The organism is Flavobacterium jejuense (assembly GCF_006491595.2).
Taxonomy (GTDB): domain Bacteria; phylum Bacteroidota; class Bacteroidia; order Flavobacteriales; family Flavobacteriaceae; genus Flavobacterium; species Flavobacterium jejuense.
The window spans coordinates 81,945-105,069 of sequence record NZ_VEVQ02000015.1 but is presented as its reverse complement, the minus strand read 5'-3'; the positions used below and the strand labels follow the sequence as shown (position 1 = coordinate 105,069).

Here is a 23,125-nt window from a genome sequence, read left to right as displayed (position 1 = left end):
AAAGACTCAAATAAATCATCATATTGCCCTTTGTATGATTCTTCATAAAGTTTGATTAATTCAATGTCTTTCATTTAAGATACGGATGTTTTTTCGTATTACAGGTAACGTTAGGCCGCTTGTGGCAGTTGCGTAAATTTATAACAAAACTTTACAAGTACAAAACTACTCATAGAATTTTCGGAGAAAATTCCGAAATAACCCAAGCCAAGCAATTGCTACAAACGGTGGTTGTAGGCAGTTAAATTACCAATTATGCATTAATTTAAATTTTGCATATTCTTCTTCATTTTGCATATAGAATAGCATAAAATCATCAAGTTCAATTTTAGTTTTACTTTGTCCCATATCTGCTCTTACAAGTTTAATTAATTGAAAATAAGTTTTAAATTGATTTATAGCTCCATTTTCTTTACTTAATTCCAGAGTCCATTTTGTGAACATTTTAAAAACATCGTCTGGTGCGTAAAGAAACATATCTTTTTTAATATCTAATATTCTTTTTAATAATTCACGTTCAGTCATTTTCTTTCCAATCTTTTCACCATTTGCTATATCAAAAAATATATAAATTAATTCAGAATATAATTTATATTTCTTTTCTGAAACAAGATTTTCAATATCTTTTATTTTATCTTTTTGATGTTGAATTCTCCAAATAAGAAAAGTACTCAAAGTACCTAAAATTAATAATAAAATCTCTTTGTATGGAACTTCTGTAATTAATATTTCGTTCATTTTTACGGATTTTTTATTAATTGCCTACAACTTGTATATATGTATGACAAAATCATACAAAGCCATCCAAAAGAAGGTAGATATGTATGACAAACGTCATCTTTTTTTATTTTTTATTCTTACAAATCTAAACGATCGCTTTCACTTCCACAATACGTATAAATACGTATTTTTTGCCTTTTTTTGTACGTATTTATACGTACATGAGTTGTTTTTAGGGATAAAAGTGCGTTTGTACTCTTTTAACTTTGGTAAAAATAAAAAGAAAGAAAATGGTTTTTTTACGGGAAAGCGTAAGGGAGAAAAGTTTTTTTAAAAGAAGGTTCTCGATACATTTTTTATTCCATTACATAAAAAACACTACCATTGACGGGCGAGGAGATTCTGAAACAAGTTCAGCATGACAAGTTTGACGATGAGGAGCTTCTTAGTTCGGTTGCTTTTGAAATGGGGTTTTAAAATTCTAAGCGTTTTTTATAGCCCAGATAGCAGTGGGAGTAAGTAGGTACTCGTTGCAAACTAGCATCAGATGGGTGTAATGGTTTCATTTTGAGAATCTTCGTGTGTCTGTTTATTCCCTCTTATGGTAATAAAAACCGTTCTTATTACATTTTTTATTATATATCGTCTATTTTTTTAAATATTTGAATAGAATTAAAACTAAATATTCGTTTGTGTAGCTACTAAGTATTTAATTCGAAAGGCGGATTCTGAAAAGCCTATTTAAATAGAGTAGGATAATTACTAAATTAAATATTATGAGTAAATTAGAATTAACTTCGGAATTATCGGAATCAATCCAAGCTCAACTATCTCAAGATTTTATGGATTCTTGTAAAAATTCAGTTAGTAAAAAAGCTTTAGCCGATTTAGTGTACAATAAAGCAATACAGAACCCTTACGTCCTTGCACCACAACCTGTTTGGACAGGTCAGCTTAATACTTTTTGGGTTGTATTAACTCAAATTGGAATGCATGTTAATTTGGGAGGTACTTGGATTACTTTTGGAGCATATGATGCAAAAGGATTGTATGAAAAAGGTGCATTTTACGATGGAAGTTCACAAATTACAGTTGGAGAAGTAATGGAAAATGCAGTTTGGATGCCTTAAAATGGATTAAGTAAAAAAATGCTCAATGATGAAAACGTACTTATTATTGGGCATTTCTTGATTATAGAGTACCTATTAATAAAAATATAATAAAAAAGTTCGAAAATTTTTTGTAGGCACGAGCTAGATGCTCACTCAAGAGGGGAGCGTTATTATAAAGACAATTTTTTTCATATACTTTTAGAACTGTTTTTTTGTAAAATATTGTTTTGTTGATTTAAGTGTATTTTTTCTTTTTTAAAGAATGAGCCATTTCATTGTAGTTTTTTTTGCTATTCTTTTTCCGAATAAGCGGTTAATTCTAATTCACTCATTGACCCAGCTACAATTATTTTATTGGGAGAAATAGCACAACTAAATTTTGTTCTTACCTCTGAATTTTCATGAAATAATTCCTTTCCTGTTGTAGTATTAAGTCCAAAAAAACCATTTCCCATAGTAGCAAAATAAACCACTTCTTTTGTTACTACCATTTTTCCAATAGTGGCATTGGAATGAAAATTCCAAAGTAAAGACCAAGGTGAAGTAGTAATATTAAAAGCAATAATATGATACCCTATGCAGAGATACAGTGCCGTACCATTATAACATAGATGTAAATTTGTTACTCTATTCTTTACTTCTACTATTTTAGAACTATTCATTTCTCCAGTAATAGGATTTATTTCACATAATTCAGTATTGGTATTTAAATAATATAAATGCTGATTACAATAAATAAGATTTGAACCTATGTTTGGTGTTTTTATTTGCCAAAGAAGTTCATTTGCTTGTAAATCGATACATTCTATTTCTTCTTTACCTAGTTGATTGCGAGTGGTTGCGTATAATTTATTATCTTCAATAATGATATTAATTCTGGCTCCTTTTTTCTTGAGTTTAAAAGAATTTGTCTTTTTTCCATTTTCTAAAGAAATGCTATAAATTGTTTTTCCTGTAAAAACATATATTAGATTATTAAGACAAATAGGTTCTGCAAGTACTGAAGCACTATTAGGTCCTAATCTACAAGTCCAAATTTCTTTGCCAGTATTTTTATCTAAAGCATATAAAGTACAATCTATATAGTACCCTCCAAAAATGATATAATTGTTATTAAAAATGGGTAGAGTAGCCTTTCCAGGTATTTTATATTCCCAGATAAAATCTCCTGTTTCTGGGTTTATTGCATAAAAAGAACCATTAGTTGCTGTATATAAAATACCTTCATAAATGAATGGATCAGCTATGGCTTCAAAATTAGTTTTAGTCCAGTTTTTTTTTAATTTTTTTTTTTGGTGCCTCAACATTCAAAAAGTAATTTCCGTTTTTTAAATCAAATTGTGGTTGTAAGCTCATAATGATTGAATTGAAGGTCAAAATTATGAACATACTATTAAATGTTTATCATCATAAATAGTGATTTTATAGTAGTATTAGAATGATGTTTAGGCTATTTTATTCATTTATAGTTGGGTATTGGTTTCAGAATTTAATTTGTATTTATTTGCAAAAGGATTTATTAAAGAAAGGAAAGAATAGGGAAGTTTTTTAGTTGTTTTCATGATAATTGTTTTTTAGGTTTTTAATTATTTTAAAGAAAAAACAATTATTATTTCATTTTGTGTTGTTTAGGAGGTGTTTTGATTGAGATTTAGTACAAATCTGACATTTGAGTTGTACTTCTAATATTAGATAGTAAATAGGTGCTTGTTGCAAACGAGCACTTGATGGGTTTGCAACGAATTTATGTTCCTGGTTCAGCTTCAGAAATACTGAGAGGAACTAAATCTGATATTACTTTTTGTTTTTCTTTATCCAAGTCATTAAAAGTTTTATTAAAAAACTTTTTTGATTTAAGGTCTCGAAGTTCATTAAATGCTTTTACAATCTCATTTTGAACAGCAATATAAACCTCGTAAGAAGTTTTTTTATCACTATGTAAAGAAATAACACCCTTTGAAGTTTTTTGTTTACCAATAAGAGGTAAATCAATCTCTGTTTTATCTGATTTTTTGACGAAGAAATTTTTTACTATTTCTTTCAATTCAGTAATTGTAGCTATATTGCCATCAACTATTATCTTACTCTCTTCATTTACTAAAACTACTAACTTATTTTGAGTTTCAATTACAATCGGTTTTTCCGTTGAAACTGGAGGTAATTTTCTTGTTAATCCATTTTCAAAATCATCCATTTTTATCTTATTTGCAAACAATACTAAACCTATTGTTCTATAGAAATCATTCTCAAAATCTTGAGCATTAAAGACTTTGAGAAAGTCTTGTGCTATAAGATTTGGTGTGGCATCTTCTTTTATATGTATTGATTCTAAAACACTCATAAGATATTTCAATTTTGAATGAGCTAAATCTACTGAATCAATCTTTGAAACATAAGTAGCATCCTGACAAAGCACACTTGATGGGATGTAACCAATGGAGTTAATATCTTGTATTAGTTGTGAGTTGATGGTGGTATTTAAATCTATTTGATCTCTCATTTGCTCAATTACTCGAATATAACTTTCGCCAGTTTTATCTAGTAAAATTTTATGTTTTATTAAAACGTTTTCAATTTTATCGATAGTGTTTTTAATATCAATATCATTTGCTTTGTGATGTTGATAAAAACATTCAAGAATACTGTTCTCTATTTTGTAGTCATAGTCAGTCTGCGCACATCCTGTTATGATGAAAAATAATCCTATAAAAATGTTGATTTTTTTCATGTAGTTTTTTTGCATTTTCTAAATGGTAACTATTATATTTAAATATTTCTGAGTAATCAAAACCCTTTTTTATTACTGTTTTTACTTTATCATAAGTTCAATAATACATTTGTCTTTATGAACAAAGCTAATAGTACTTAATAAAAATAATAAGATGCCAATTTTAAGTTTCATATTATGTTTACAATTTATTATTGGATACTATTATTTTTTGTCATTTTTATCAATGTAAATTTTCTCCCATGCCTTTTTTTTCATTGTAAAAAGTAATTCTTTTTCTAAATCAAATATAGATACCTCTTTTTCACTCATAACAATGTGTTGTTTCCATTCAACATAATCTTTGTAAAGTAGCAAAGTACAAATGTCAGTTGATGAAATGTATTCTGTTATTACATGTGAGTGAATTGTTGAAACCGTAGGATTTTCTTTATCTTCAGAAGCATATGGAAATTGCAAGATTGAGTTATGAATTTTTTCTTTTTTCTTAAATTTATTTTTCTTGTCGTAATTCAATTTATAATCGTTACCAAGTAATACAATTCCAGAAACTTGAGGTCCAGTTACTATAAAAACGATTCTTTCTTTATCTGTTATTACAGGAATAAAGTTTAGAGAAGTGTTTTCATAAAAGCTAAAAAATTTATCTTCGTTAGAATAGGTTCTTTCTTTTGCATCTTGTCGGATTGCGATTAGATTTTTTTCTAATTCAGTTGCTGTATGGTTTATTGTGTCAATTTTTATGGGTACTGGTTTTGGTAAACTATCAAATTCATATCGTATCAATATTTTGTCAGGGTTAAAACGACTGAAAAAAATAGTATTTATTGTATGTTCTTTCGTTTCATATGATAAATATCCACCAATTGAATCTTTTTTAGTTTGAAACCTAGCCAGCATATCATCTGTGCCATACCAAGAGCCTTTTTCTAATCTAAAAAGTAACTTTCCTTCTTTCAATATTTTTTCAGTTTCCTTATTTTGAGAATAAATAAGTGAACTTAACAATAGCAATAGGATGATGCTTACTTTCTGCATTTGCGTTTATTTTAATTTTGATGAATATTTAGTAATTATAAGTAGAGGCAGAGAGCCAAAACCATTTACAAACAAATATATAGTAAACTTTTTAATTTTAAAGATAGACAAGAACAGCAATTAGTAATAGTCATTTTCTATACCTTTTTTTTATTCTTATTAGTTATTCGAATATAAATCCAAATCGTTAATAAGAATAGCATTATAGAAGTAAATAAAGGAATTGTCCACATTTTTTCAGTTGCTATATTTAGAGTAAGGAGTAATGTGCCAACAGAAATTAGGATTGCCCAAGCAGCATAACCAATTTCGTCGTAAAACCAAGCATAAGGAAATAAATGAGCTCCAGTAATAATAGCGTATGCCATGATGAAATAATCAGGATGCTTGATTAGTGTAAAAATAAGGAAAGGGAAATAAATTAATTGCGCAAAATTAAGCCAAAGCCCTAAAGGTTGTAGTGGATTGTCTTTTACTTTCCAATTTGTTTTTATGATTTTGGATAACCCAAAAGCAAGAGGAAGCAAAATAGATCCTATCATAAAGGTGAAAATACTTTTTTGATATGAAGAATATCCTAAAGTCCAAATATAAGAGATTAGCAACCATACAATTCCAGCAGCTAGAATGAAATCAATTCCGTTTTTGGCTTGTAATTGAATCTCTGATTTTAAATCCGTTATGTTTTTTTGCTTCATGTTATGTTCTTTTTTTATTGTTTTATAGGCTGAAATATTCTTAATAAAAATGTTGAAGTTTTAGTTGTTATATGGTTATGACTAATTTCCTTTAATAGGTGTTAGTTTGTATTATTTATTACTAATCCTTTTTTATAATTTCATATTGTCCAGGTGAAACCTTTATAGGGTGAGGAAATCCTTTACCCAACACTTTCATAAAGTCAGAGTTTAGTCCTTCCTCGTTTTCAAATCCATTGTTTACAACCGCTTGGAAAGACTCATAAGAATCCCAAACAACAATGTTGACATAATTAAATTTATTCTCGCTATTTATAGAACGGTAAAAAGTTGCACTTACAAACCCAGCTTTAGTTTTGAAATAGTCCATGTAAAGGTCTCTAATTTGTATTGCTGTTTCTTCGTGACCATCAGGTACTTCTATTGAGTTGATTACGCTAATTGGTTTCATTTCTAAAATTAGTTAGGTTTTATTTTATTATTTAACAATAGTATCATTACAGTATTTGTTTTTAACAAATTTAAACTTTGCTTTTGCCTTCACAATACTCATTTATGAGTATTTTTTGTGTTTTATATGTGTTTAGGCGTGAGATTTATTAAAAAAAATATCGAATAACATATTAGTTTTGTGCTATAAAGGAGAAAGTTTTATTTAACATTATTCTAATTTACATTTTTATTTTTGGCTCTTTCCAATCTCTATTGTATTCATATTCCCCATTTTTGTCGCTTATTAAAAAGGTTTTTTGGAATATGTTTTTATTAACTATTTGTTTCTCGACTTTGAATGTTTTAGCATCTAGTGGAATTTGGTTTTCGTAGTGCCAAATCGTTTCTTCATCATGTATAAATCCGTAGGAGTCTAATGCATAATTGTTAGGCTGAATGGGAAGTATCTGATCTAAATAGAATACATGATTCTTATCTTTCCCAAAACAAAAGTCCAAGTATTCAAAAGAAATTGGGTCAGCTTCTTGCACTTTTTTTAGGATTTTGTTTTGTAGGATGTAAATGGTGTTTTTGTCTTTCCAGTAGACTGTGTCCCATTTTTCTTTGATATAGTTAAAACTATTTCCGTCCACTTCTTGCAATGCATAATATTCCCAAATGGCATTTGGATTATTCCCTTTTCCATTTTTTGGATTTATATTGGGAGGAGAATGAGGGGCTAATCGAGAAAGAAAGACAGCGTTTTTGTCGGCAAAAATTCCAGAAACATTTCTAAAAGTGAGTGGATCAGCATTTGGAATTTCAATTACTTGATTGGTAAAGGTTCTAAACTCAAAGACTTTGTTATCATAGCTGTAAAATTTGTCAAACAAAGGATATGGATTGGATTGAGTAGCTTCCGCTATTTTTTTTGGCTTTTCGGTTTCTTCTATATAAGACAAATACTTTTTATAATAGGATTTGAAATTTTTATAGAAATAATTACGTTTATTAATTGCTTTATCGGGTTCAGGAAACGAATTGTTATCGGAGAAAGACCAAAACTTATTAGATAAATGAGTGATGGTTTCTGTAGGAACTTCTTTAGTAGTGAGCGTCTTTATTTCGTTCGCTTTTATTTGGTAGGCTGTTAAAACTTCTGGGAAAGTAGTAGCTATAATAGCATAATCTGCAGTGTTTTCATGCTTTAATGTACTAATTATTTGTAAAAGAGACTCAAAGGGTTCAAAAAGAGTTTTATCATATTGATTGACTAGATAAGCGATAAAGCAAGTGGTCGTTTTAGTATCATAATTAAAGATGAAAACACTTTTATTGGTAATACTTTGATAGAGTAATTCGCTAAAATAATAGCCTATTTTTTTACCAAAGGAAACTTTTTTCCACTTGTGATTGAGTAGTTTTTTTAACTGAATTTCTTCTATGTTGAAATTTATAAAAATACCTGTTGCTTCTGCCATAAACCAATGCCGTTTTTGTTTTTTTGATTCTATTTTAGTTTATTATCCAAAAGATAGAATGAGTGACTATCAATTGATGTGTCTAAAATAGGAATTATTTTTCAGATGGTAAGCGTTTGGTTTTAGGTGTTTTAGAAGACTATTTATTGCTGTTTTGAATGAAATATACTACTGTGGTAAAACTGCTAAAAATAAGAGTTTTAATTATCCAATCTAACAGAATATAACCGAATGTTGATTGATACATAGTCCAGGAACTAGGCAAATAATCACGATGAAGAGTAGTTATAATAATCACATATCGTTCAAAATTGAATAGTAACAGGAAGCCTATAAAAAAACGAAGTATACTTTTTTGTCTTACATATTGCAAGCTAAACAAAAGAGAGATTATGATGTAAGTAGCTTGTTGGGCATACAAACTAAACCCGTAAGGACCTTTGAATCGTTGGAAAAGATGTTGGCTGTTTTCAGAATCAGAATTTATAAAAATGAGAGACCAATCGTAAACAAAATTGATTAGATAGATTAGTCCACAAAGGATTAGTGTCGTTGTTGTTGCTTTATCGATTGCTGTTAAGTTTATCTTCTCTTGGATTTTTTTCGAATGTTTGCAAAAGAGGTAAACCAAATTATAAACTCCGAAACCAAAGAAGCAATATTGGGTGAGTTGGTAGATGGTCATTGTTTGGATTTGAGCTTAAATAGCGCTATGAATATTTTTTTATTATAATTTTTTCATATATAATTCCTTTATCCGTTACAATTTTAATGAAATAAACGCCTTCATTTAATTCGTTTAAATCAATACTATTTTCATTAAAATCATTTACTTCTTTAACCAATCTTCCAGTTTGGTCAAAAAAGACTAAACTTAAAGGTATTGAATCTATTATTTTTAATTTAATTTTTCCAGAAGTAGGATTTGGAAAAAGCAAGAGACCTTTTTTATTTTTTTCAAAAGTATTTGTTTCTAAATATGATGTATTTAATGAACCGTTATCTGTATTTGCATAATTATCACATGTCACTTGAGAAGTAGATAATATGATGTGAACATTAATTTGATAGTTTCCTGGAATAGTAAGTGGAATAAAAAAATCATTATCAAATTGAAGAATAGGTAATGTATTATCAAACCAATAACATACTGATAATTCTATAACATTTCCAATTACAGTGTAATCATTACTCAAATACCCTGAACCAGTTCCAGATACAGTTTTGACATTAACATTTATTCCACCACTTACCACTGTTGAATTTAATTCTGTAATTAGAATATTTTGTGAATATGTAGTAGAAATAATTAATAAAAATAATAGAAGTATTTGTTTTCTCATATTTGAGTATTTAAAATTTATTTGTTTGAAAGTTAGAGATTATAGTTCAATAATTTATATTTTGTAATTAACTTGATTTTAGATTTTTTACAAAATCCCTCTTGCTTTAATTTCTAGATATTTATTTATGGTATCTAAAGTAAGGTTTTCAGGTTGTGTTAAAACGGAATAAATACCATATTTTCTTAATTCGTTAACTATTAATCGTTTTTCAAAGGCAAATTTTTCTGCGATGACTTTATCATAAATTTCTTGTACCGTTTCTGCTTTTTTCTCAATTAAATCATTTAATTCTGTATTATTGAAAAATACAATTACTAGTAAATGGTTTTTAGCAATTCCTTTTAAGTAAGGTAGTTGTCTGTGTAAAGCATCTAAGGTTTCAAAATTGGTGTATAACATAATCAAACTTCTGTGATTGATGTGTTTTTTTATGTCTACATACAAACGACTGTAATCGCTTTCGAAGAAATCGGTTTTAATATTGTACAAACTTTCCATGATGTTTTGCATTTGGCTTTGCCTTTTTTCGGCTACCACACGGTTTTCTACTTTTTTAGAAAACGCAAACATTCCTGCTTTGTCTTGTTTTTTAATAATAACATTGGATAAAACCAAAGTCGCATTAATAGCATAATCGAGTAAGCTTAATCCATTAAAAGGCATTTTCATGACACGCCCTTTGTCGATTACCATGTACACGTTTTGTGATTTTTCATCTTGAAATTGGTTGACCATTAACTGATTTCTTTTAGCTGTGGCTTTCCAATTTATAGTACGAATGTCATCACCTTGTACATATTCTTTAATTTGTTCAAATTCCATAGTATGGCCAATACGTCTGATTTTTTTTAAACCATATTGGAACAAATTATTGGAAAAAGCCATCAAATCATATTTTCTCAATTGAATGTAAGAAGGATATGTTGGCACCATTTCATCTTTGCTAAAAGTATATCTTTTGGCAATTAATCGAAGCGGAGAATTGGCATAGAAATTCACATTTCCAAAGACATATTCACCACGTTCTGTTGGGCGTAAAAAATATTGGTATTCATCAGTTGAAGAGGCTTTTACTTTTCTTTTTACTTCAAAACTACGTTGTTGAAATTGAACTGGAATTTCATCTATAATTTTAGCAAGGATAGGGAAGGAGTACTTGTTTTTTATTTTAATTATTATGGGATTTTCATCACCATTAGACAATTTTTCAGGAGTAATTCTTGTGGCTTCAATTTTGTTTCCAAAACCAAACAGTAATAGGATGTCAATGGCTGTAAAAATAAGTAATACATATAGTAAATACCAGCAGGCGTTATAAAACATAGGAAACAAATAAGCAACTACAAATAGGAGAATGATTCCCATGAGGCAATAAAAAAATAAATTATTGAGATATAGTTGTTTTAAAAATTGTTTCATTCTTTACTAAAGCTTAAGATGTTTTTAGACACTTTCTATTTGATTATCTAGGAATCTCTACAGAGTCTATAATTTGTTTGATGATTACTGTGCTGGTTACACCTTCCATTTCACGTTCTGGTGTAACCACAACTCTATGTTGTAAAACAGGAATTGCAGCTTCTTTAATATCTTCGGGGGTTACAAAATCACGATTTTTAAGTGCAGCAAAACCTTTTGCAGCATTTAAAATGGCAATTGAAGCTCTAGGAGAAGCTCCTAGATACAAGAATGGATTTTCACGAGTATTTAATACAATTTTTGCTATGTATTCCACTAAATGTGGTTCGATTAAAATTTGTTTTACCAAACCTTGAAATTCAAGAATATGGCTCTTTTCAATTACTTTTGCAATGGTAGCTAGTTTATCATTGTTTTGCAATTCATTTTCTTTTTGGAGAATAGCTATTTCTTCTGCTAAATTAGGATATTCAATATTAATTTTAAAAAGAAAACGATCTAATTGTGCTTCTGGTAAACGATACGTTCCTTCTTGTTCGATTGGGTTTTGAGTAGCAATTACTAAGAAAGGTAAGTCTAGTTTGTAGGTTGTACCATCAGCTGTAATTTGACGTTCTTCCATCACTTCAAATAAAGCAGCTTGTGTTTTTGCTGGAGCACGGTTAATTTCATCAATTAAAACAAAATTAGAGAAAACAGGTCCTTTTTTGAATTCAAAAGTAGATTTTGATAAATCGAAAACTGATGTTCCAATAATATCTGAAGGCATTAAATCAGGTGTAAATTGAATACGACTAAAATCTAAACTTAAAGTTCTTGAAAGTAGTTTAGCTGTAATTGTCTTAGCTACTCCAGGAACACCTTCAAGTAGTACATGGCCATTAGAAAGTACGGCTACTAATAATTGATCAATCATTTTAGATTGTCCAACAATTACTTTTGCAATTTCCGTTCTTACTTGGTTGATACTTTCTTGTAAAGGTGCTAAATTTAAACGTGTTTGAAAATTAACATCTTCGCTTGTGTTTTCAATTGTGTTTTCTACAGTATTTTCAAAGGATTGCTCCATTTTATTTTCGGCTGTATTTTCGTTTTCGGTATTTTCGAAATTATTTTCCATATGCTTTCTTATTTCTTATTCTTTACTTCTTTTTTAATACATTAGTCAACTTAATCATATATCTAATCTCTCTAAAGCATTGTTAAATATAACTAAATCTTTATCTGAACTTTCTATTTGATTTCTATATTTCTTAATGAGCTGAACTATATTTTCAATTTCTGTTTTGCTTTTTCCTGTCTTTTGATGCAAGCGATTTACAAAAGTTTCGTTCAAATCAAAAGTATCTACTAAATACTCATTTCTTACTTTTTCAAGAAAGAATTTTATTTTTTTATTAATAATATCTTGATGATTTCCTTCTTGAAAATATAAATTACCAATTGTCTTAGTGAAATCGACTGTGGTGTTTTTTAATGGTTCTACAATTGGGATGATGCGTTGTTTTCTTTTGGCATTAAAAAACATAAAAATAAGCATACTAATTATAGCAATTTTCCATGCCCAATTTAAAGCAGGTTGGCTAAAAATATAACCCATTTTGCTTTTTATTTGATCACGGCTTCCTTCCAAATACCAAAAAATAGTAGCATCATCTACATGTGAAAGTACTTGTGCAGCATATTTATAATTGTCTTTTTTTAGCAAATAATAGTTAGTAAAAGATATAGGTTGAGTATGTAAATAGAAATAACCATTAACATGAGGAATTCTTATAAAGTTAGCAACGGAGTCTTTGGTTTTATTTCTTTGGTAACCCAAAATTTCAGTTCTAGTAGAATCAAAATCTGTAAAATAAACATTATCAGTTCCTTTTAAATAACTAAATTCTTTATTTTTTCCTTCTGAAAAATAGAGAGAATCTGCAAAAATATTACTGTAAGCATAATTGAAGTTTAATGTGTCTCTAAATTTTATAGGAAAGTTTGTTGCACTAATAAATGCAGTATTTCCATGAGAGACAAAATACAATAATTCTTGTGCGGATTCATCATCAATATTAGAAGATTCATCAATATACATAATAGTTCCTTTGGTTGTGTAAGTACTATCTTTATATGAATATTTTGGATCTAAAAATTCGTATGGAGTTACACCAAAACGTTCTATTTTTTGTTCATTAAAGAGACTGTCTATTTCATTGTTAAGAACGAATAAACCAAAAGGAATTTTGTCTTTAACACTAAAAGTTGGAGACCAATCAACTGGTTTTGGTTTATTAGCATCAATAGTAATTATTCCTATAAGGATAAGCACTAGAATGGAAATATATATTTTAATACTTTTTGGCATTGTTACTTATTTGCTATTGCTTTTAAAAAGGCTGCTTCTGCTTTTGAAAAATCTTTTTCATTAATTTCAAATTCGCCATACCAACTATAATCGTAGATATAGGATAAATATTTGAAATTTTCTTTTAAGCTGATTGATTGAATTTCGTACAAATAATCTGAATTTGTTTTTTCAATATCCCATTCAATTATTTCTTTATCAGAAAGTGATTTCAATAGCCATAAATAATAATAACGAATACTTAATCGATATTCTTTATCTGTTTTTGCCTTTTTGATAATGTCTTTGAAATCTATGGTGTGAATATTTTCTTCCACCATTTCAGAAACTGTAATTTTCTTTTTCCTCTTACCAAAAACCCATTGACCTTCCTTATTTATAATTACTCTTACAATTAAATAGATAACAAAACCAATGATGATAAAGGCAATTATTTTTATAAAGATTTCAAATCCAGATAATGGAGCGTTAACATTACTAAAATCAAATAAACGTTCAAAAAAATCACCTACTGCTTTCCAAAAACGATCCCAAGCTGTAAGTTGTTTAGCATCGATAACGGTTTCATATTTAAAATCATTGTTGTTATACTTCTCTTTAAAGTTGGAGTTAAAATGTTTTGGATGCACTTCGGAGAGACCTTCTGAATCTTCAAAATATAATGAATCTGAGGGTTCTATCGAGTACATGTTTTGTTCTAACTCATATTCATTGGTTATACTATCAGATTGAGCAAAGCCAAAATGAGTAAAGAGAAAAACGAGTATGTAAAGAAATTTATTCACTGTCTGAACCTATTAAATCGATATCACTTTTTATTGAAATATTCTCTTTCTCGTCAGTAATACTGTAAAAAATAATACCTTGGTTAAGGAAAATAAGATTTTGTAGCGTATAATTTGAAAGAATGGAAAGAACCATTACAACTGAAGCCAAAATACTTATAGTTGAAAAAGCTTCGGTTTTATCTGGATTGGTTTGTATATCTGTAAAAATAGTTGCTAATCCAATAAAATAAGGAACCATAGTAAAAATTGATGATACAAAGTAAAAAATGATATACATAATAATGGTTGAACCTACTATAGGCCAAAACTTTACTTTTAATAAGTCAAAACCATTTCCTACTGATTTTAAATAATTATTCTCAGTTGTAATGTAATCATAATAGCTTAATTTTAGCCAACTAATAAGAGCTGGTCCAATGATAATTAAAAGGGGAAATCCTATTGCAATTATCATAAGTAAGACTAATAATATCATTACAATTGTAATTATCGGAAGAAAAACAAGCAAAGAAGCTAAGAAAAAAAGAATAGTTCTGCCTAATTTTTCTTTCATTAGATTAAAAATACTTTGTGTTGTAATCTCACTTTTTTCACCTATTAATTTTAGATAACTCACTGGGAAAGAGTAATTGATTAAACTTACAAGGATGATTAATACAAATGCTACAAATCCTAAACTTAAAAACAAAGGAATATTATTCATTAAGTTGTTTAAAATGTTGTTAGGATTAGGATTTTGAGTTGCCATAGTTGAGAAAACAGCATCCATATATACTTTCATTAGGAAATAGATGCAAACTACTAGTATAAGTAAGAGTGGTCCATTTATAATAAAATAGTTTTTAAAGTAATTTTTACCTTCTAGTTTTAAAAATTCAAATGTGTCACCAACAAATTCACTAAAACCTCTTTTTTTGTATAATTGAAACATATATTATTTTTTCATTTTTTTATGGACTAAGAAAGGATAAACTAAATAATAAAAGCTAATCATTCCTAGTGTAATTAAAATTATTCCAACACTTAAAAAAATAGGCATATCAATAGAATATCTTGTAATAAAACCTTCTAGGAAACCTGCCATAATTGTAAAAGGCATGGTGCTTAAAAATATTTTGAATGTATTTTTAAACCCAATTTTAAATGAATTAAATCTAGAAAAGGTCTTTGGAAATAAAATACTAGCTCCAAGAGCAAATCCTGCACCCGCTTCTATAACCATGGCAAATATTTCCATGGAACCATGAATCCAAATACCTCGAACACTTTCCCAAAACACATCTTGTTGGTAAAAAAAGGTTTGAAAAGACCCGAGCATAATACAATTTTCTATAAATATTAAAAAAGTTCCTATTCCTATAAAAATTCCTAAAAAATAAGACATTGCACCTACTTTTAAATTATTCCAAGTAATGCCAATATAACTTCCCCAATTAGTACCACTCTTATAAACTGCAACTGGATTACCTTCTTTGATGTTTTCTAGAGTCATATTAACATATTGATCTCCTAAAATAAGTCTTGGGAATGTATCGTCATTTAAAGCAGAAACTACGCCTATTGAAGTTAAGACAATAAAAATCAAAAAAGCATACAAAATATATCTTCTATATTCATAAACCAGCAGTGGAACTTCCGTTTTGAAAAAATATAACAAACGATTCGTATCTTCTCTTTTTGTTTTATAAATTTTTTGGTACGTTTGCGAAGCTAAATAATTAAGATAGACAACTGTCTTGCTTTTTGAATAGTAAGTTTGTGCATACGCTAAATCATTAACCAAATGAATGTATAAACTGGCTAATTCATCAGGTTTTTTTTTAGATTTACCAAAAATTGCTTGTTCAAATTCAAGCCATTTTTCTTTATTTTGCTTAATAAATGCTACTTCTCTCATGAAGTGCTAAAATAAAAAAATATGTCACAATTAACTATAACTACGACACAAAATGTTTCAATAAATTTCACTGCTGCATCAGTGGGAGAAAGGTTGTTGGGTCAAATACTTGATTTACTGGTTATAATTGCTTATTCAGTTGTAGCAGGATATGTTATAGAGTATTCAGGCTTAGAGGAATACATATCTTCAATGGATTATTGGTCAGAGATGGCTGTTTACATTCTAATTTATTTGCCAGTATTTTTTTATACACTCATACAAGAGAGTATTTGGGAAGGAAGAACTATAGGAAAGCGAATTATGAAAATAAAAGTTATAAAGATTGATGGTTATCAAGCAGGTTTTGGTGATTATTTAATACGTTGGTTATTTCGATTAATTGAAGTTTTACCACCTTTAACAGTTGTAGGTTTAATAGCTATAATTTTTAATGGAAAAAATCAAAGAATAGGAGATATGGGAGCAGGAACAGCCGTTATTTCGTTAAAAAATAAAATTAACATCAACCATACTATTTTACAAGAAGTTAATGAAGATTATGTACCAACATATCCTTTGGTAATCAAATTATCAGATAATGATATGAGAATCATTAAAGAAACCTTTGAAATAGCCGTTAAAAACAGAGATTACAGTACTTTAATTAAATTAAGAGAGAAAGTAATTGCTGTAACTGGTATTAAAAATCAATCAGGTAATGACCAAGACTTTATTAGAACTTTACTGAAAGACTATAACTTCTATACACAGAATATGTAGTTATTTGTCCAAATAAAGATACCCATTTAGAGGCTCTGGGTAACTAGGGTCATTTAGATATAAAATATAGAAATAGGTTCCGTCTGGAGCTAATTTTGATCCTATACCTTCTTCAACATAACCGTTCCAATCTGGTTTGTCGTTATTCCCTATCCAAAGTAATTTTCCCCATCTGTTGTATATTTCTAATCTGAAATTAATAAAAATATCGCGTAGACCATCAATAAAGAAGGAATCATTTAAATTGTCGTTATTAGGAGAAACAGCATTATAAACTATCGGGGGACAATTTTTTACTTTCAAAAGAAAAGAGGTTATAGAGTAGCAATTGTATTCATTTTCAATGCGAATGAAAATTTCTTTAGGAGTACTAGTAGCTTCATAGTTGCTAGTATTAAAAATAGGATCTTGTTCATTTTCTGCATCATCATAGTTTTCGTAAAATGTAACTATTTGTGAAATAGCTATCTTTACTTGCTGTTCATAATCTGAAAAATCAAAAATTGCTTTTGTTAATCCTAAATTACAACTCAAAAGCGGTTCGAGAATGTTAAATTCTGGAGAAATTAAAAGTTTAATACCAATAGTATTAGAATTGTTAGTTTCTACTAATTCGGTTACTATACCATTTCCATTTCCAATATCATCAACAACAGCAGTAAGGGTGAAATTTTGGGAAATACTATTAGGTATTGTTATAACAGTGCTTCCAGTTTCATTGTTGCCAATGGGAATTATATTTTGTGTTTGAGAAGCTCCTACCAAAACTCCTTCAACATAAAAAGCAATAGGTGTATTAGCTTGTAAAATTTCTGTACTATTTACATTATAAACGGTATAATTTATTGGAATTTCTCTATTATTACAAGTTAAATCATAATCATCAATAACAATAGTTGCATCGGGTAACTGACTGTTTAACTTGGTTACCACTGTGTTGATCATTATAAAGTCTTGAAAAGAAGATAGTGTAATATTTGCACTTGTATTTCCAATTTGAATATAATTCTCAATGTCATAGATGTCTAAATCCATATTATATAAATCAGTAGCACCAGTGATTGAGTTTGTTCCATTAAAAACATTATTTATAGGATTTGAACCATTACTTATTACGGTTCCATTTATAGCAAATGTTTCAGTTGGTAAAGAAGCATCTCCTTCCCAAGCTATAAACCCAGCAGTTGCATTATTGTTGTCAATAACAAAAAGATTAGTTAAATTGATACTCAAATTGCTTGGTACACCTTGTAAACCATCATAAACGTTTATTTGATTTAAAGGTAAATTACTATTTTCATAAACGATTAGAATTGCCCATCCTGAATAGTTTGTTGAAATTTGTTTGTGATATACTTCAAATGCAGAGATATCTAAATTAGACAAAGTGTAATCTCCATTACCATTGTTTTGAATATAAGTAGTGATGTCTTTAAAAGCACTAAAATACGTGAAAGTTTGATTATTTCCAGAAATTCTACTATGATTGAATGTTCTATCAGGAGTAATTGGGATTCCATTTAAATCCACTTCAAAATCACCATCTCCACTACCAGACCAATATAAAAAAGCTTTTATTACAGTATCATTAGAATTCAAATTTAAATTGGCAGTTGAGGAAGTACCAGTTACTAATCCTGCAGTTATGTTGTTTTCAGCTGAATTCATGGTATTTCCTATAAAAGTAAAATCATATCTACCGTTAATTTGTGTATAAAGCGAAATGTCCTGTCCGTTTAAAAATAAAGGGAAAAGTATAATGGCAAAGTAAATATAAAAGTACTTTTTCTGCTTCACTTTATAGTAGTTAATGTGTTTATTCTTGTCCTAAGATAAGAATTAATTTGATAAAATGTGTTGATATAAATGTAGATGAATTAAAAAATTAGTAATTTTCGGGATTAATTTCGATTTTTTGAAAACGTATCAAGTAAAAAAATACACTACTGACCATTATTTAAAGTGGAATGAATTTGTTGCCAATGCTAAAAATGCAACTTTTTTATTTCATAGAGATTTTATGGAATATCATAGCGATCGCTTTGAAGATTATTCTTTACTAATATTTGACGAAAAAGAAAATTTGAAAGCTATTTTACCAGCTAATAGTGTAGGTGATGTAGTTTACTCTCATCAAGGGTTGACTTATGGAGGATTAGTATTTGAAAAAAACGTCAAATACAGAGAAGTTAAGTTGCTTTTTGAGTTACTTTTTCAATTTCTAAAGACAAATAAGGTTAAGAATCTCATTTATAAACCTATTAATCCTTACTATCAAGTACAAAAATCAGAAGAGTATTTGTTTATTTTATTTGAAAAAAAAGCAACCCTACTCAAAAGAGAATTCAATTTATGTATTCCTTTTAGAGAAGCTTATAGAATTTCTAAAAGTAAATTAAAGCATTACAGAAAAAATTTGAAGTTAGATTTTGAAATTAAACATAATGATGATTTTTCTGTTTTTTGGAAGGATGTTTTAATTCCAAGGTTACAAAATAAACATGATGCAAAACCCGTTCATAGTTTAGAAGAAATTGAATATTTAGTAAGTAAGTTTCCTGATAACATTCATCAATATTCTATTTATTTTAAAAATGAAATAGTAGCAGGAATTACAACTTTCAAATCGGGTAAAGTAATAAAATCACAATATGGAGCTACTACAGATTTAGGTGAAAAATTAAGAGCTTTGGATTATTTGTATTTTAAACTTTTTGAAAAATATAGTAAAGAATTTGATTTTTTTGATATGGGTACCTGTACTGAAAATAATGAATTAGGATTTAATGAAGGATTACTTACTCAAAAGGAAGAGCTAGGTTGTTCTTTATTCAATCAAGATACTTATAGTATTACGTTATGATAAAATTCCTTGATTTACATAAACTCAATCAACCTTTTGAAGCATCATTTCAAGAGAAGATGAAACAGTTTCTAGATAGAGGTTGGTACATCCTTGGAAATGAAGTAAAAGCCTTTGAACGTAACTTTGCTAGTTACTGTGGAACTCAATATTGCATAGGTGTTGGTAATGGTTTAGATGCTTTATCGCTCATTTTTAAAGCTTATATTCAATTAGGAAAACTTAAAAAAGGCGATGAAGTCATTGTTCCTGCGAATACTTATATTGCTAGTATTTTGGCTATTTTACAGGCTGATTTGGTTCCAGTTTTAGTTGAACCAAAATTAGAAACGTATAATTTGAACCCCTATTTAATTGAAGAAAAAATTAATTCAAAAACAAAAGCTGTTTTAGCAGTACATTTGTATGGCCAATTAGCAGAAATGAATGCTATTAATGAAATTGCAGAAAGGAATAATTTGCTAGTTATTGAAGATGCAGCGCAAGCACATGGAGCTATTTTGAAAGTTAGAAATCAGAAGTTAGAAATCGGAAGTGAAGAATTAGAAATAAAAAGAGCAGGAAATCTTGGTCATGCTGCGGGATTTAGTTTTTATCCTGGGAAAAATTTAGGAGCGCTTGGAGATGCAGGAGCAATTACTACAAATGATAGTACTTTAGCAGAAATATTATTTTCTATGAGAAATTATGGTTCGAAAGTAAAATATGAAAATGAAATTATCGGAACAAACTCTAGATTAGATGAATTGCAAGCCGCTTTTTTAAATGTGAAATTACCTTATTTAGATAATGAAAACGAAAAAAGAAGAAGCATTGCAAAAAGATATTTGGAAGAAATAAAAAACGATAAGATTATTCTTCCTGTATGGAATGAATCTGATAATCATGTTTTTCATTTGTTTGCTATTAGAACAAAAAACAGAAATAATTTGGCAAACTATTTAAAGCAAAATGGAATTGAAACGATGATTCATTATCCTATTCCTCCGCATAAACAAGAAGCTTTGAAAGAATGGAGTGATTTATCTTTTCCTATTTCTGAAAAGATACATGAAGAAATACTTAGTATTCCTTTGAATGGAACCTTAGATGAAGTACAATTAAGGACTCTTATTACAGTAATAAACCAATATTAATGGATGAAGAAAAAAAGACATACAAAAATATATTATTAGCAACTTCTATTTTTGGGAGTGTACAAGTTATTACTCTCATTTCTTCATTTGTAAAACATAAACTACTTTCAATTTTGATTGGTGTTGGCGGTTATGGTATTTATGGAATACTTAATTCAACTGTAGATTTAATTAAATCAATTACTGGTTTTTCGATTGAAAATAGTGCGGTTAAAGCAATTGCTAGTGAGAAAAATACAAAAAGGAATAATGCTAATATTGTTATTAAATTATGTTTATTAACGGCTTTTTTAGGATGTTTTATAACAATTTTGTTTTCATCTTTTATAAGTGAATATATATATAGTACCAATAAAAAATGGTATTTAATAGCTTTTTTAGGAGTAGCAGTTTTTTTAAAACAAATTACAGGTGCTTTTACTGCTATTTTGCAAGGTAAAAGTAAGTTAAGACAATTAGCAAATTCTAATTTGATATCTAATGTATTGAGTTTAATTATTATAATTCCCTTTTTTTATTTTTTTAAAAAGAATTTTATTGTTCCAGCAATTATTATTACTGCCTTTGTAAATGTAATTATTTATTGGATATATGTTAAGAAAAACATTTCATTTGACATTAAAATAAGTTATAAAGAGGCTATTCGAAATGGGAAAGAAATAATTTTTTTTGGTGGATTACTAATGATGATGTCGTTTTTACCTTTATTAGTAAATTATGCAATGCAAGTTATAATCAATTACGAAGACGGAATTAATATGTTAGGTTTATATAATGTTTCCATACTAATATTAAATACATATGTTGGTTTCCTGTTTAGTGCTATGGCAACAGAATATTATCCTAGATTAGTTACTTTAGATTATTCTAATGAAAAATTATCAGAAACGGTAAGACAACAAGCTATTTTAACTGTATTGTTAATAGTTCCTGTGATACTTGTTTTTATTGCATTTGGTGAACAAATTATAATTTTATTATTTTCTAAAGATTTTACGAGTGCTTATAGTTTGTTAAAATGGGCTGTTGTGGGTATGTTTTTTAAATCAATATCTTTTTCAATAGGATATTTGTTTATTGCTAAAGCAGATTCAAAAGTATTTATGAAGACATCATTGGGATTTAACGTTTTATATTTTCTAATGTTATACTTTGGATATAAAATGGATCAATTGAATGGGATTGGTGTCGCTATAATGATTTATTTTTTGCTGCACTTGATAGGAGTTTATATAATTGCGAAAATGAGATACAAAATGTTTTTTTTTACTACTAAAGACATCCTAATTTTTATTTTATTGTTTTCCTTCATTATAGCTGCTTTATGTTTTATAATGTTTAATGAGAACTTTAGGTTAATTTTGCTTATCCCATTATTAATTATAAATTTTGTTTATACAATTTATAAGATTAATAGATTAGTTTCTTTAAAAGATTTATTTAAAAAAAGATGATATTTAAAAAAACAAGAGTAAAAATCAGTAAAGTCTTAAAAGTAAATTGGATAAAAACGATTTATTTTAATTTTAAAAAATTTCCTTTTCAAATTGCTAAAAAAATGCCAATTGTATTTTATGGTAAAGTGAAATTTCAGAATATTTCTGGTGAAATTAGTATAAATGCTCCTATAAAATTTGGAATGATTGGTTTTGGAAAACCTTACGAAATGAATAGTGTTCACCAAGGGACAGCTGAAATAATGCTTACTGGGAAAATTGTTTTTAAAGGACATGTACAGTTTGGTAAAGATTATTTTTTATTTGTTTCCAAAACGGGTTTCTTAGAAATGGGTGATATGTCTTCTATTGCTTCAAATGGAAAGATAATTTGCACTAAAGAAATCATTTTTGGAGCATATGCAAGATTAGGTTCTGAATGTCAAGTAATAGACACTAATTTTCATGAAATGGTTGATACACTTACAAATCAAAAATATCCAGTAAACGCTCCAATCAAAATTGGTAATTATAATTTTATTAGTAATAGAGTTACAATTTTGTCCAAAACAATAACACCAGATTACTGTACAATTGCATCAAATAGCTTGTGTACAAAAAACTATTCTTTATTTGGTAAAAATATTTTAATTGGTGGAATACCTGCTAAATTAATCAAAGAAAATATTTCAAGAAATTGGGTAGAAGAAAAAGATATTCTAGATGAATTTTTAAAGAATTGATTTTTTTTATAAAAAAGAAACTATAACTTATTATTTCAAAATAATGTAAAAAGTTGATTCTTTAGAGCTATTTGTTATTATCTTATTTAATATGAAATACTTAGAATTACTTGTATTGTAATTTCTTTGCAATATCTGTTTTTTGTTTTAAATTTAACGATTACTTTTTATTT

Annotated in this window: 22 protein-coding genes; 6 read left to right on the top strand and 16 right to left on the bottom strand. The window is 28.0% G+C overall.

The features are described from left to right. Positions 1 to 246: 246 nt before the first annotated feature. Entirely contained in the window at positions 247 to 738 is a 492-nt protein-coding gene (locus FIA58_RS18095) for a hypothetical protein (protein ID WP_140964106.1), read from the bottom strand. 758 nt (positions 739 to 1,496) lie between these two features. Here FIA58_RS18095 and FIA58_RS18090 point away from each other — a divergent pair. Further along, entirely contained in the window at positions 1,497 to 1,850 is a 354-nt protein-coding gene (locus FIA58_RS18090; RefSeq protein ID WP_140964105.1) for a hypothetical protein, read from the top strand. Positions 1,851 to 2,122: 272 nt separating this feature from the next. Here the strand turns inward: FIA58_RS18090 and FIA58_RS18085 are convergent, their stop codons facing one another. The 14 genes from FIA58_RS18085 to FIA58_RS18020 all read right to left on the bottom strand — a co-directional run bounded on the left by FIA58_RS18085 (position 2,123) and on the right by FIA58_RS18020 (position 16,012). After that, on the bottom strand, positions 2,123 to 3,139 hold the full coding sequence (locus FIA58_RS18085) for an outer membrane protein assembly factor BamB family protein (RefSeq protein WP_140964104.1): 1,017 nt from the start codon (positions 3,137 to 3,139) through the stop codon (positions 2,123 to 2,125). A gap of 437 nt (positions 3,140 to 3,576) precedes the next feature. Next, positions 3,577 to 4,560, bottom strand: coding sequence for an ExbD/TolR family protein (locus FIA58_RS18080; protein ID WP_140964103.1), 984 nt, complete (start codon positions 4,558 to 4,560; stop codon positions 3,577 to 3,579). Positions 4,561 to 4,764: 204 nt separating this feature from the next. Beyond that, positions 4,765 to 5,598, bottom strand: coding sequence for a hypothetical protein (locus FIA58_RS18075; RefSeq protein ID WP_140964102.1), 834 nt, complete (start codon positions 5,596 to 5,598; stop codon positions 4,765 to 4,767). Between the two features lie 137 nt (positions 5,599 to 5,735). After that, positions 5,736 to 6,296: a DUF7010 family protein gene (locus FIA58_RS18070; RefSeq protein WP_140964101.1), complete on the bottom strand. Its 561-nt coding sequence runs from the start codon at positions 6,294 to 6,296 to the stop codon at positions 5,736 to 5,738. Between the two features lie 121 nt (positions 6,297 to 6,417). Then, positions 6,418 to 6,747, bottom strand: a complete 330-nt coding sequence (locus FIA58_RS18065; protein WP_140964100.1) for an antibiotic biosynthesis monooxygenase family protein — start codon at positions 6,745 to 6,747, stop codon at positions 6,418 to 6,420. A gap of 220 nt (positions 6,748 to 6,967) precedes the next feature. Beyond that, positions 6,968 to 8,209, bottom strand: a complete 1,242-nt coding sequence (locus tag FIA58_RS18060) for a DKNYY domain-containing protein (protein WP_140964099.1) — start codon at positions 8,207 to 8,209, stop codon at positions 6,968 to 6,970. 139 nt (positions 8,210 to 8,348) lie between these two features. Further along, entirely contained in the window at positions 8,349 to 8,894 is a 546-nt protein-coding gene (locus FIA58_RS18055) for a hypothetical protein (protein ID WP_140964098.1), read from the bottom strand. Between the two features lie 25 nt (positions 8,895 to 8,919). After that, on the bottom strand, positions 8,920 to 9,552 hold the full coding sequence (locus tag FIA58_RS18050; protein WP_140964097.1) for a T9SS type A sorting domain-containing protein: 633 nt from the start codon (positions 9,550 to 9,552) through the stop codon (positions 8,920 to 8,922). An 87-nt stretch (positions 9,553 to 9,639) separates the two neighbouring features. Beyond that, complete coding sequence (locus tag FIA58_RS18045; protein WP_165928950.1) at positions 9,640 to 10,974, bottom strand: DUF58 domain-containing protein; 1,335 nt, start codon at positions 10,972 to 10,974, stop codon at positions 9,640 to 9,642. 43 nt (positions 10,975 to 11,017) lie between these two features. Then, on the bottom strand, positions 11,018 to 12,043 hold the full coding sequence (locus FIA58_RS18040) for an AAA family ATPase (RefSeq protein WP_243754701.1): 1,026 nt from the start codon (positions 12,041 to 12,043) through the stop codon (positions 11,018 to 11,020). Positions 12,044 to 12,148: 105 nt separating this feature from the next. Further along, on the bottom strand, positions 12,149 to 13,327 hold the full coding sequence (locus FIA58_RS18035; RefSeq protein WP_140964095.1) for a DUF4350 domain-containing protein: 1,179 nt from the start codon (positions 13,325 to 13,327) through the stop codon (positions 12,149 to 12,151). A gap of 2 nt (positions 13,328 to 13,329) precedes the next feature. Next, positions 13,330 to 14,112 carry a DUF4129 domain-containing protein gene (locus FIA58_RS18030; protein WP_140964094.1) on the bottom strand — a complete coding sequence of 261 codons (783 nt, stop codon included), beginning with the start codon at positions 14,110 to 14,112 and terminating at the stop codon, positions 13,330 to 13,332. Further along, entirely contained in the window at positions 14,105 to 15,046 is a 942-nt protein-coding gene (locus FIA58_RS18025) for a hypothetical protein (RefSeq protein WP_140964093.1), read from the bottom strand. The genes FIA58_RS18030 and FIA58_RS18025 overlap by 8 nt, the downstream gene beginning before the upstream one ends. Positions 15,047 to 15,049: 3 nt before the next feature. Then, positions 15,050 to 16,012: a stage II sporulation protein M gene (locus tag FIA58_RS18020; protein ID WP_140964092.1), complete on the bottom strand. Its 963-nt coding sequence runs from the start codon at positions 16,010 to 16,012 to the stop codon at positions 15,050 to 15,052. 21 nt (positions 16,013 to 16,033) lie between these two features. Here FIA58_RS18020 and FIA58_RS18015 point away from each other — a divergent pair, with 21 nt between their 5' ends. Continuing rightward, positions 16,034 to 16,774, top strand: coding sequence for an RDD family protein (locus FIA58_RS18015; RefSeq protein ID WP_140964091.1), 741 nt, complete (start codon positions 16,034 to 16,036; stop codon positions 16,772 to 16,774). Here the strand turns inward: FIA58_RS18015 and FIA58_RS18010 are convergent, their stop codons facing one another. After that, positions 16,775 to 18,571, bottom strand: coding sequence for a T9SS type B sorting domain-containing protein (locus FIA58_RS18010; RefSeq protein WP_165928949.1), 1,797 nt, complete (start codon positions 18,569 to 18,571; stop codon positions 16,775 to 16,777). A gap of 118 nt (positions 18,572 to 18,689) precedes the next feature. Between FIA58_RS18010 and FIA58_RS18005 the strand changes: the two genes are divergently transcribed. The 4 genes from FIA58_RS18005 to FIA58_RS17990 are packed head-to-tail and all read left to right on the top strand — an operon-like array spanning position 18,690 to position 22,952. Beyond that, entirely contained in the window at positions 18,690 to 19,637 is a 948-nt protein-coding gene (locus FIA58_RS18005; RefSeq protein WP_140964090.1) for a FemAB family protein, read from the top strand. After that, positions 19,634 to 20,773, top strand: a complete 1,140-nt coding sequence (locus FIA58_RS18000) for a DegT/DnrJ/EryC1/StrS family aminotransferase (RefSeq protein ID WP_140964089.1) — start codon at positions 19,634 to 19,636, stop codon at positions 20,771 to 20,773. The genes FIA58_RS18005 and FIA58_RS18000 overlap by 4 nt, the downstream gene beginning before the upstream one ends. Next, positions 20,773 to 22,227, top strand: coding sequence for an oligosaccharide flippase family protein (locus FIA58_RS17995; protein WP_140964088.1), 1,455 nt, complete (start codon positions 20,773 to 20,775; stop codon positions 22,225 to 22,227). The genes FIA58_RS18000 and FIA58_RS17995 overlap by 1 nt, the downstream gene beginning before the upstream one ends. Further along, positions 22,224 to 22,952 (top strand): acyltransferase, encoded by a 729-nt coding sequence (locus FIA58_RS17990; RefSeq protein ID WP_140964087.1) that lies wholly within the window; start codon positions 22,224 to 22,226, stop codon positions 22,950 to 22,952. Before FIA58_RS17995 ends, FIA58_RS17990 begins: the two co-directional genes overlap by 4 nt. Positions 22,953 to 23,125 lie beyond the last annotated feature (173 nt).

Coding starts and splice junctions, on each gene's coding strand:
- FIA58_RS18060 (WP_140964099.1), bottom strand. CDS start 8,209: ATGGCAGAAGCAACAGGTATTTTTATAAATTTCAACATAGAAGAAATT.
- FIA58_RS18090 (WP_140964105.1), top strand. CDS start 1,497: ATGAGTAAATTAGAATTAACTTCGGAATTATCGGAATCAATCCAAGCT.
- FIA58_RS18040 (WP_243754701.1), bottom strand. CDS start 12,043: ATGGAGCAATCCTTTGAAAATACTGTAGAAAACACAATTGAAAACACA.
- FIA58_RS18080 (WP_140964103.1), bottom strand. CDS start 4,560: ATGAAAAAAATCAACATTTTTATAGGATTATTTTTCATCATAACAGGA.
- FIA58_RS18035 (WP_140964095.1), bottom strand. CDS start 13,327: ATGCCAAAAAGTATTAAAATATATATTTCCATTCTAGTGCTTATCCTT.
- FIA58_RS17995 (WP_140964088.1), top strand. CDS start 20,773: ATGGATGAAGAAAAAAAGACATACAAAAATATATTATTAGCAACTTCT.
- FIA58_RS18025 (WP_140964093.1), bottom strand. CDS start 15,046: ATGTTTCAATTATACAAAAAAAGAGGTTTTAGTGAATTTGTTGGTGAC.
- FIA58_RS18095 (WP_140964106.1), bottom strand. CDS start 738: ATGAACGAAATATTAATTACAGAAGTTCCATACAAAGAGATTTTATTA.
- FIA58_RS18020 (WP_140964092.1), bottom strand. CDS start 16,012: ATGAGAGAAGTAGCATTTATTAAGCAAAATAAAGAAAAATGGCTTGAA.
- FIA58_RS18065 (WP_140964100.1), bottom strand. CDS start 6,747: ATGAAACCAATTAGCGTAATCAACTCAATAGAAGTACCTGATGGTCAC.
- FIA58_RS18070 (WP_140964101.1), bottom strand. CDS start 6,296: ATGAAGCAAAAAAACATAACGGATTTAAAATCAGAGATTCAATTACAA.
- FIA58_RS18055 (WP_140964098.1), bottom strand. CDS start 8,894: ATGACCATCTACCAACTCACCCAATATTGCTTCTTTGGTTTCGGAGTT.
- FIA58_RS18075 (WP_140964102.1), bottom strand. CDS start 5,598: ATGCAGAAAGTAAGCATCATCCTATTGCTATTGTTAAGTTCACTTATT.
- FIA58_RS18050 (WP_140964097.1), bottom strand. CDS start 9,552: ATGAGAAAACAAATACTTCTATTATTTTTATTAATTATTTCTACTACA.
- FIA58_RS18000 (WP_140964089.1), top strand. CDS start 19,634: ATGATAAAATTCCTTGATTTACATAAACTCAATCAACCTTTTGAAGCA.
- FIA58_RS18015 (WP_140964091.1), top strand. CDS start 16,034: ATGTCACAATTAACTATAACTACGACACAAAATGTTTCAATAAATTTC.
- FIA58_RS18085 (WP_140964104.1), bottom strand. CDS start 3,139: ATGTTGAGGCACCAAAAAAAAAAATTAAAAAAAAACTGGACTAAAACT.
- FIA58_RS18045 (WP_165928950.1), bottom strand. CDS start 10,974: ATGAAACAATTTTTAAAACAACTATATCTCAATAATTTATTTTTTTAT.
- FIA58_RS17990 (WP_140964087.1), top strand. CDS start 22,224: ATGATATTTAAAAAAACAAGAGTAAAAATCAGTAAAGTCTTAAAAGTA.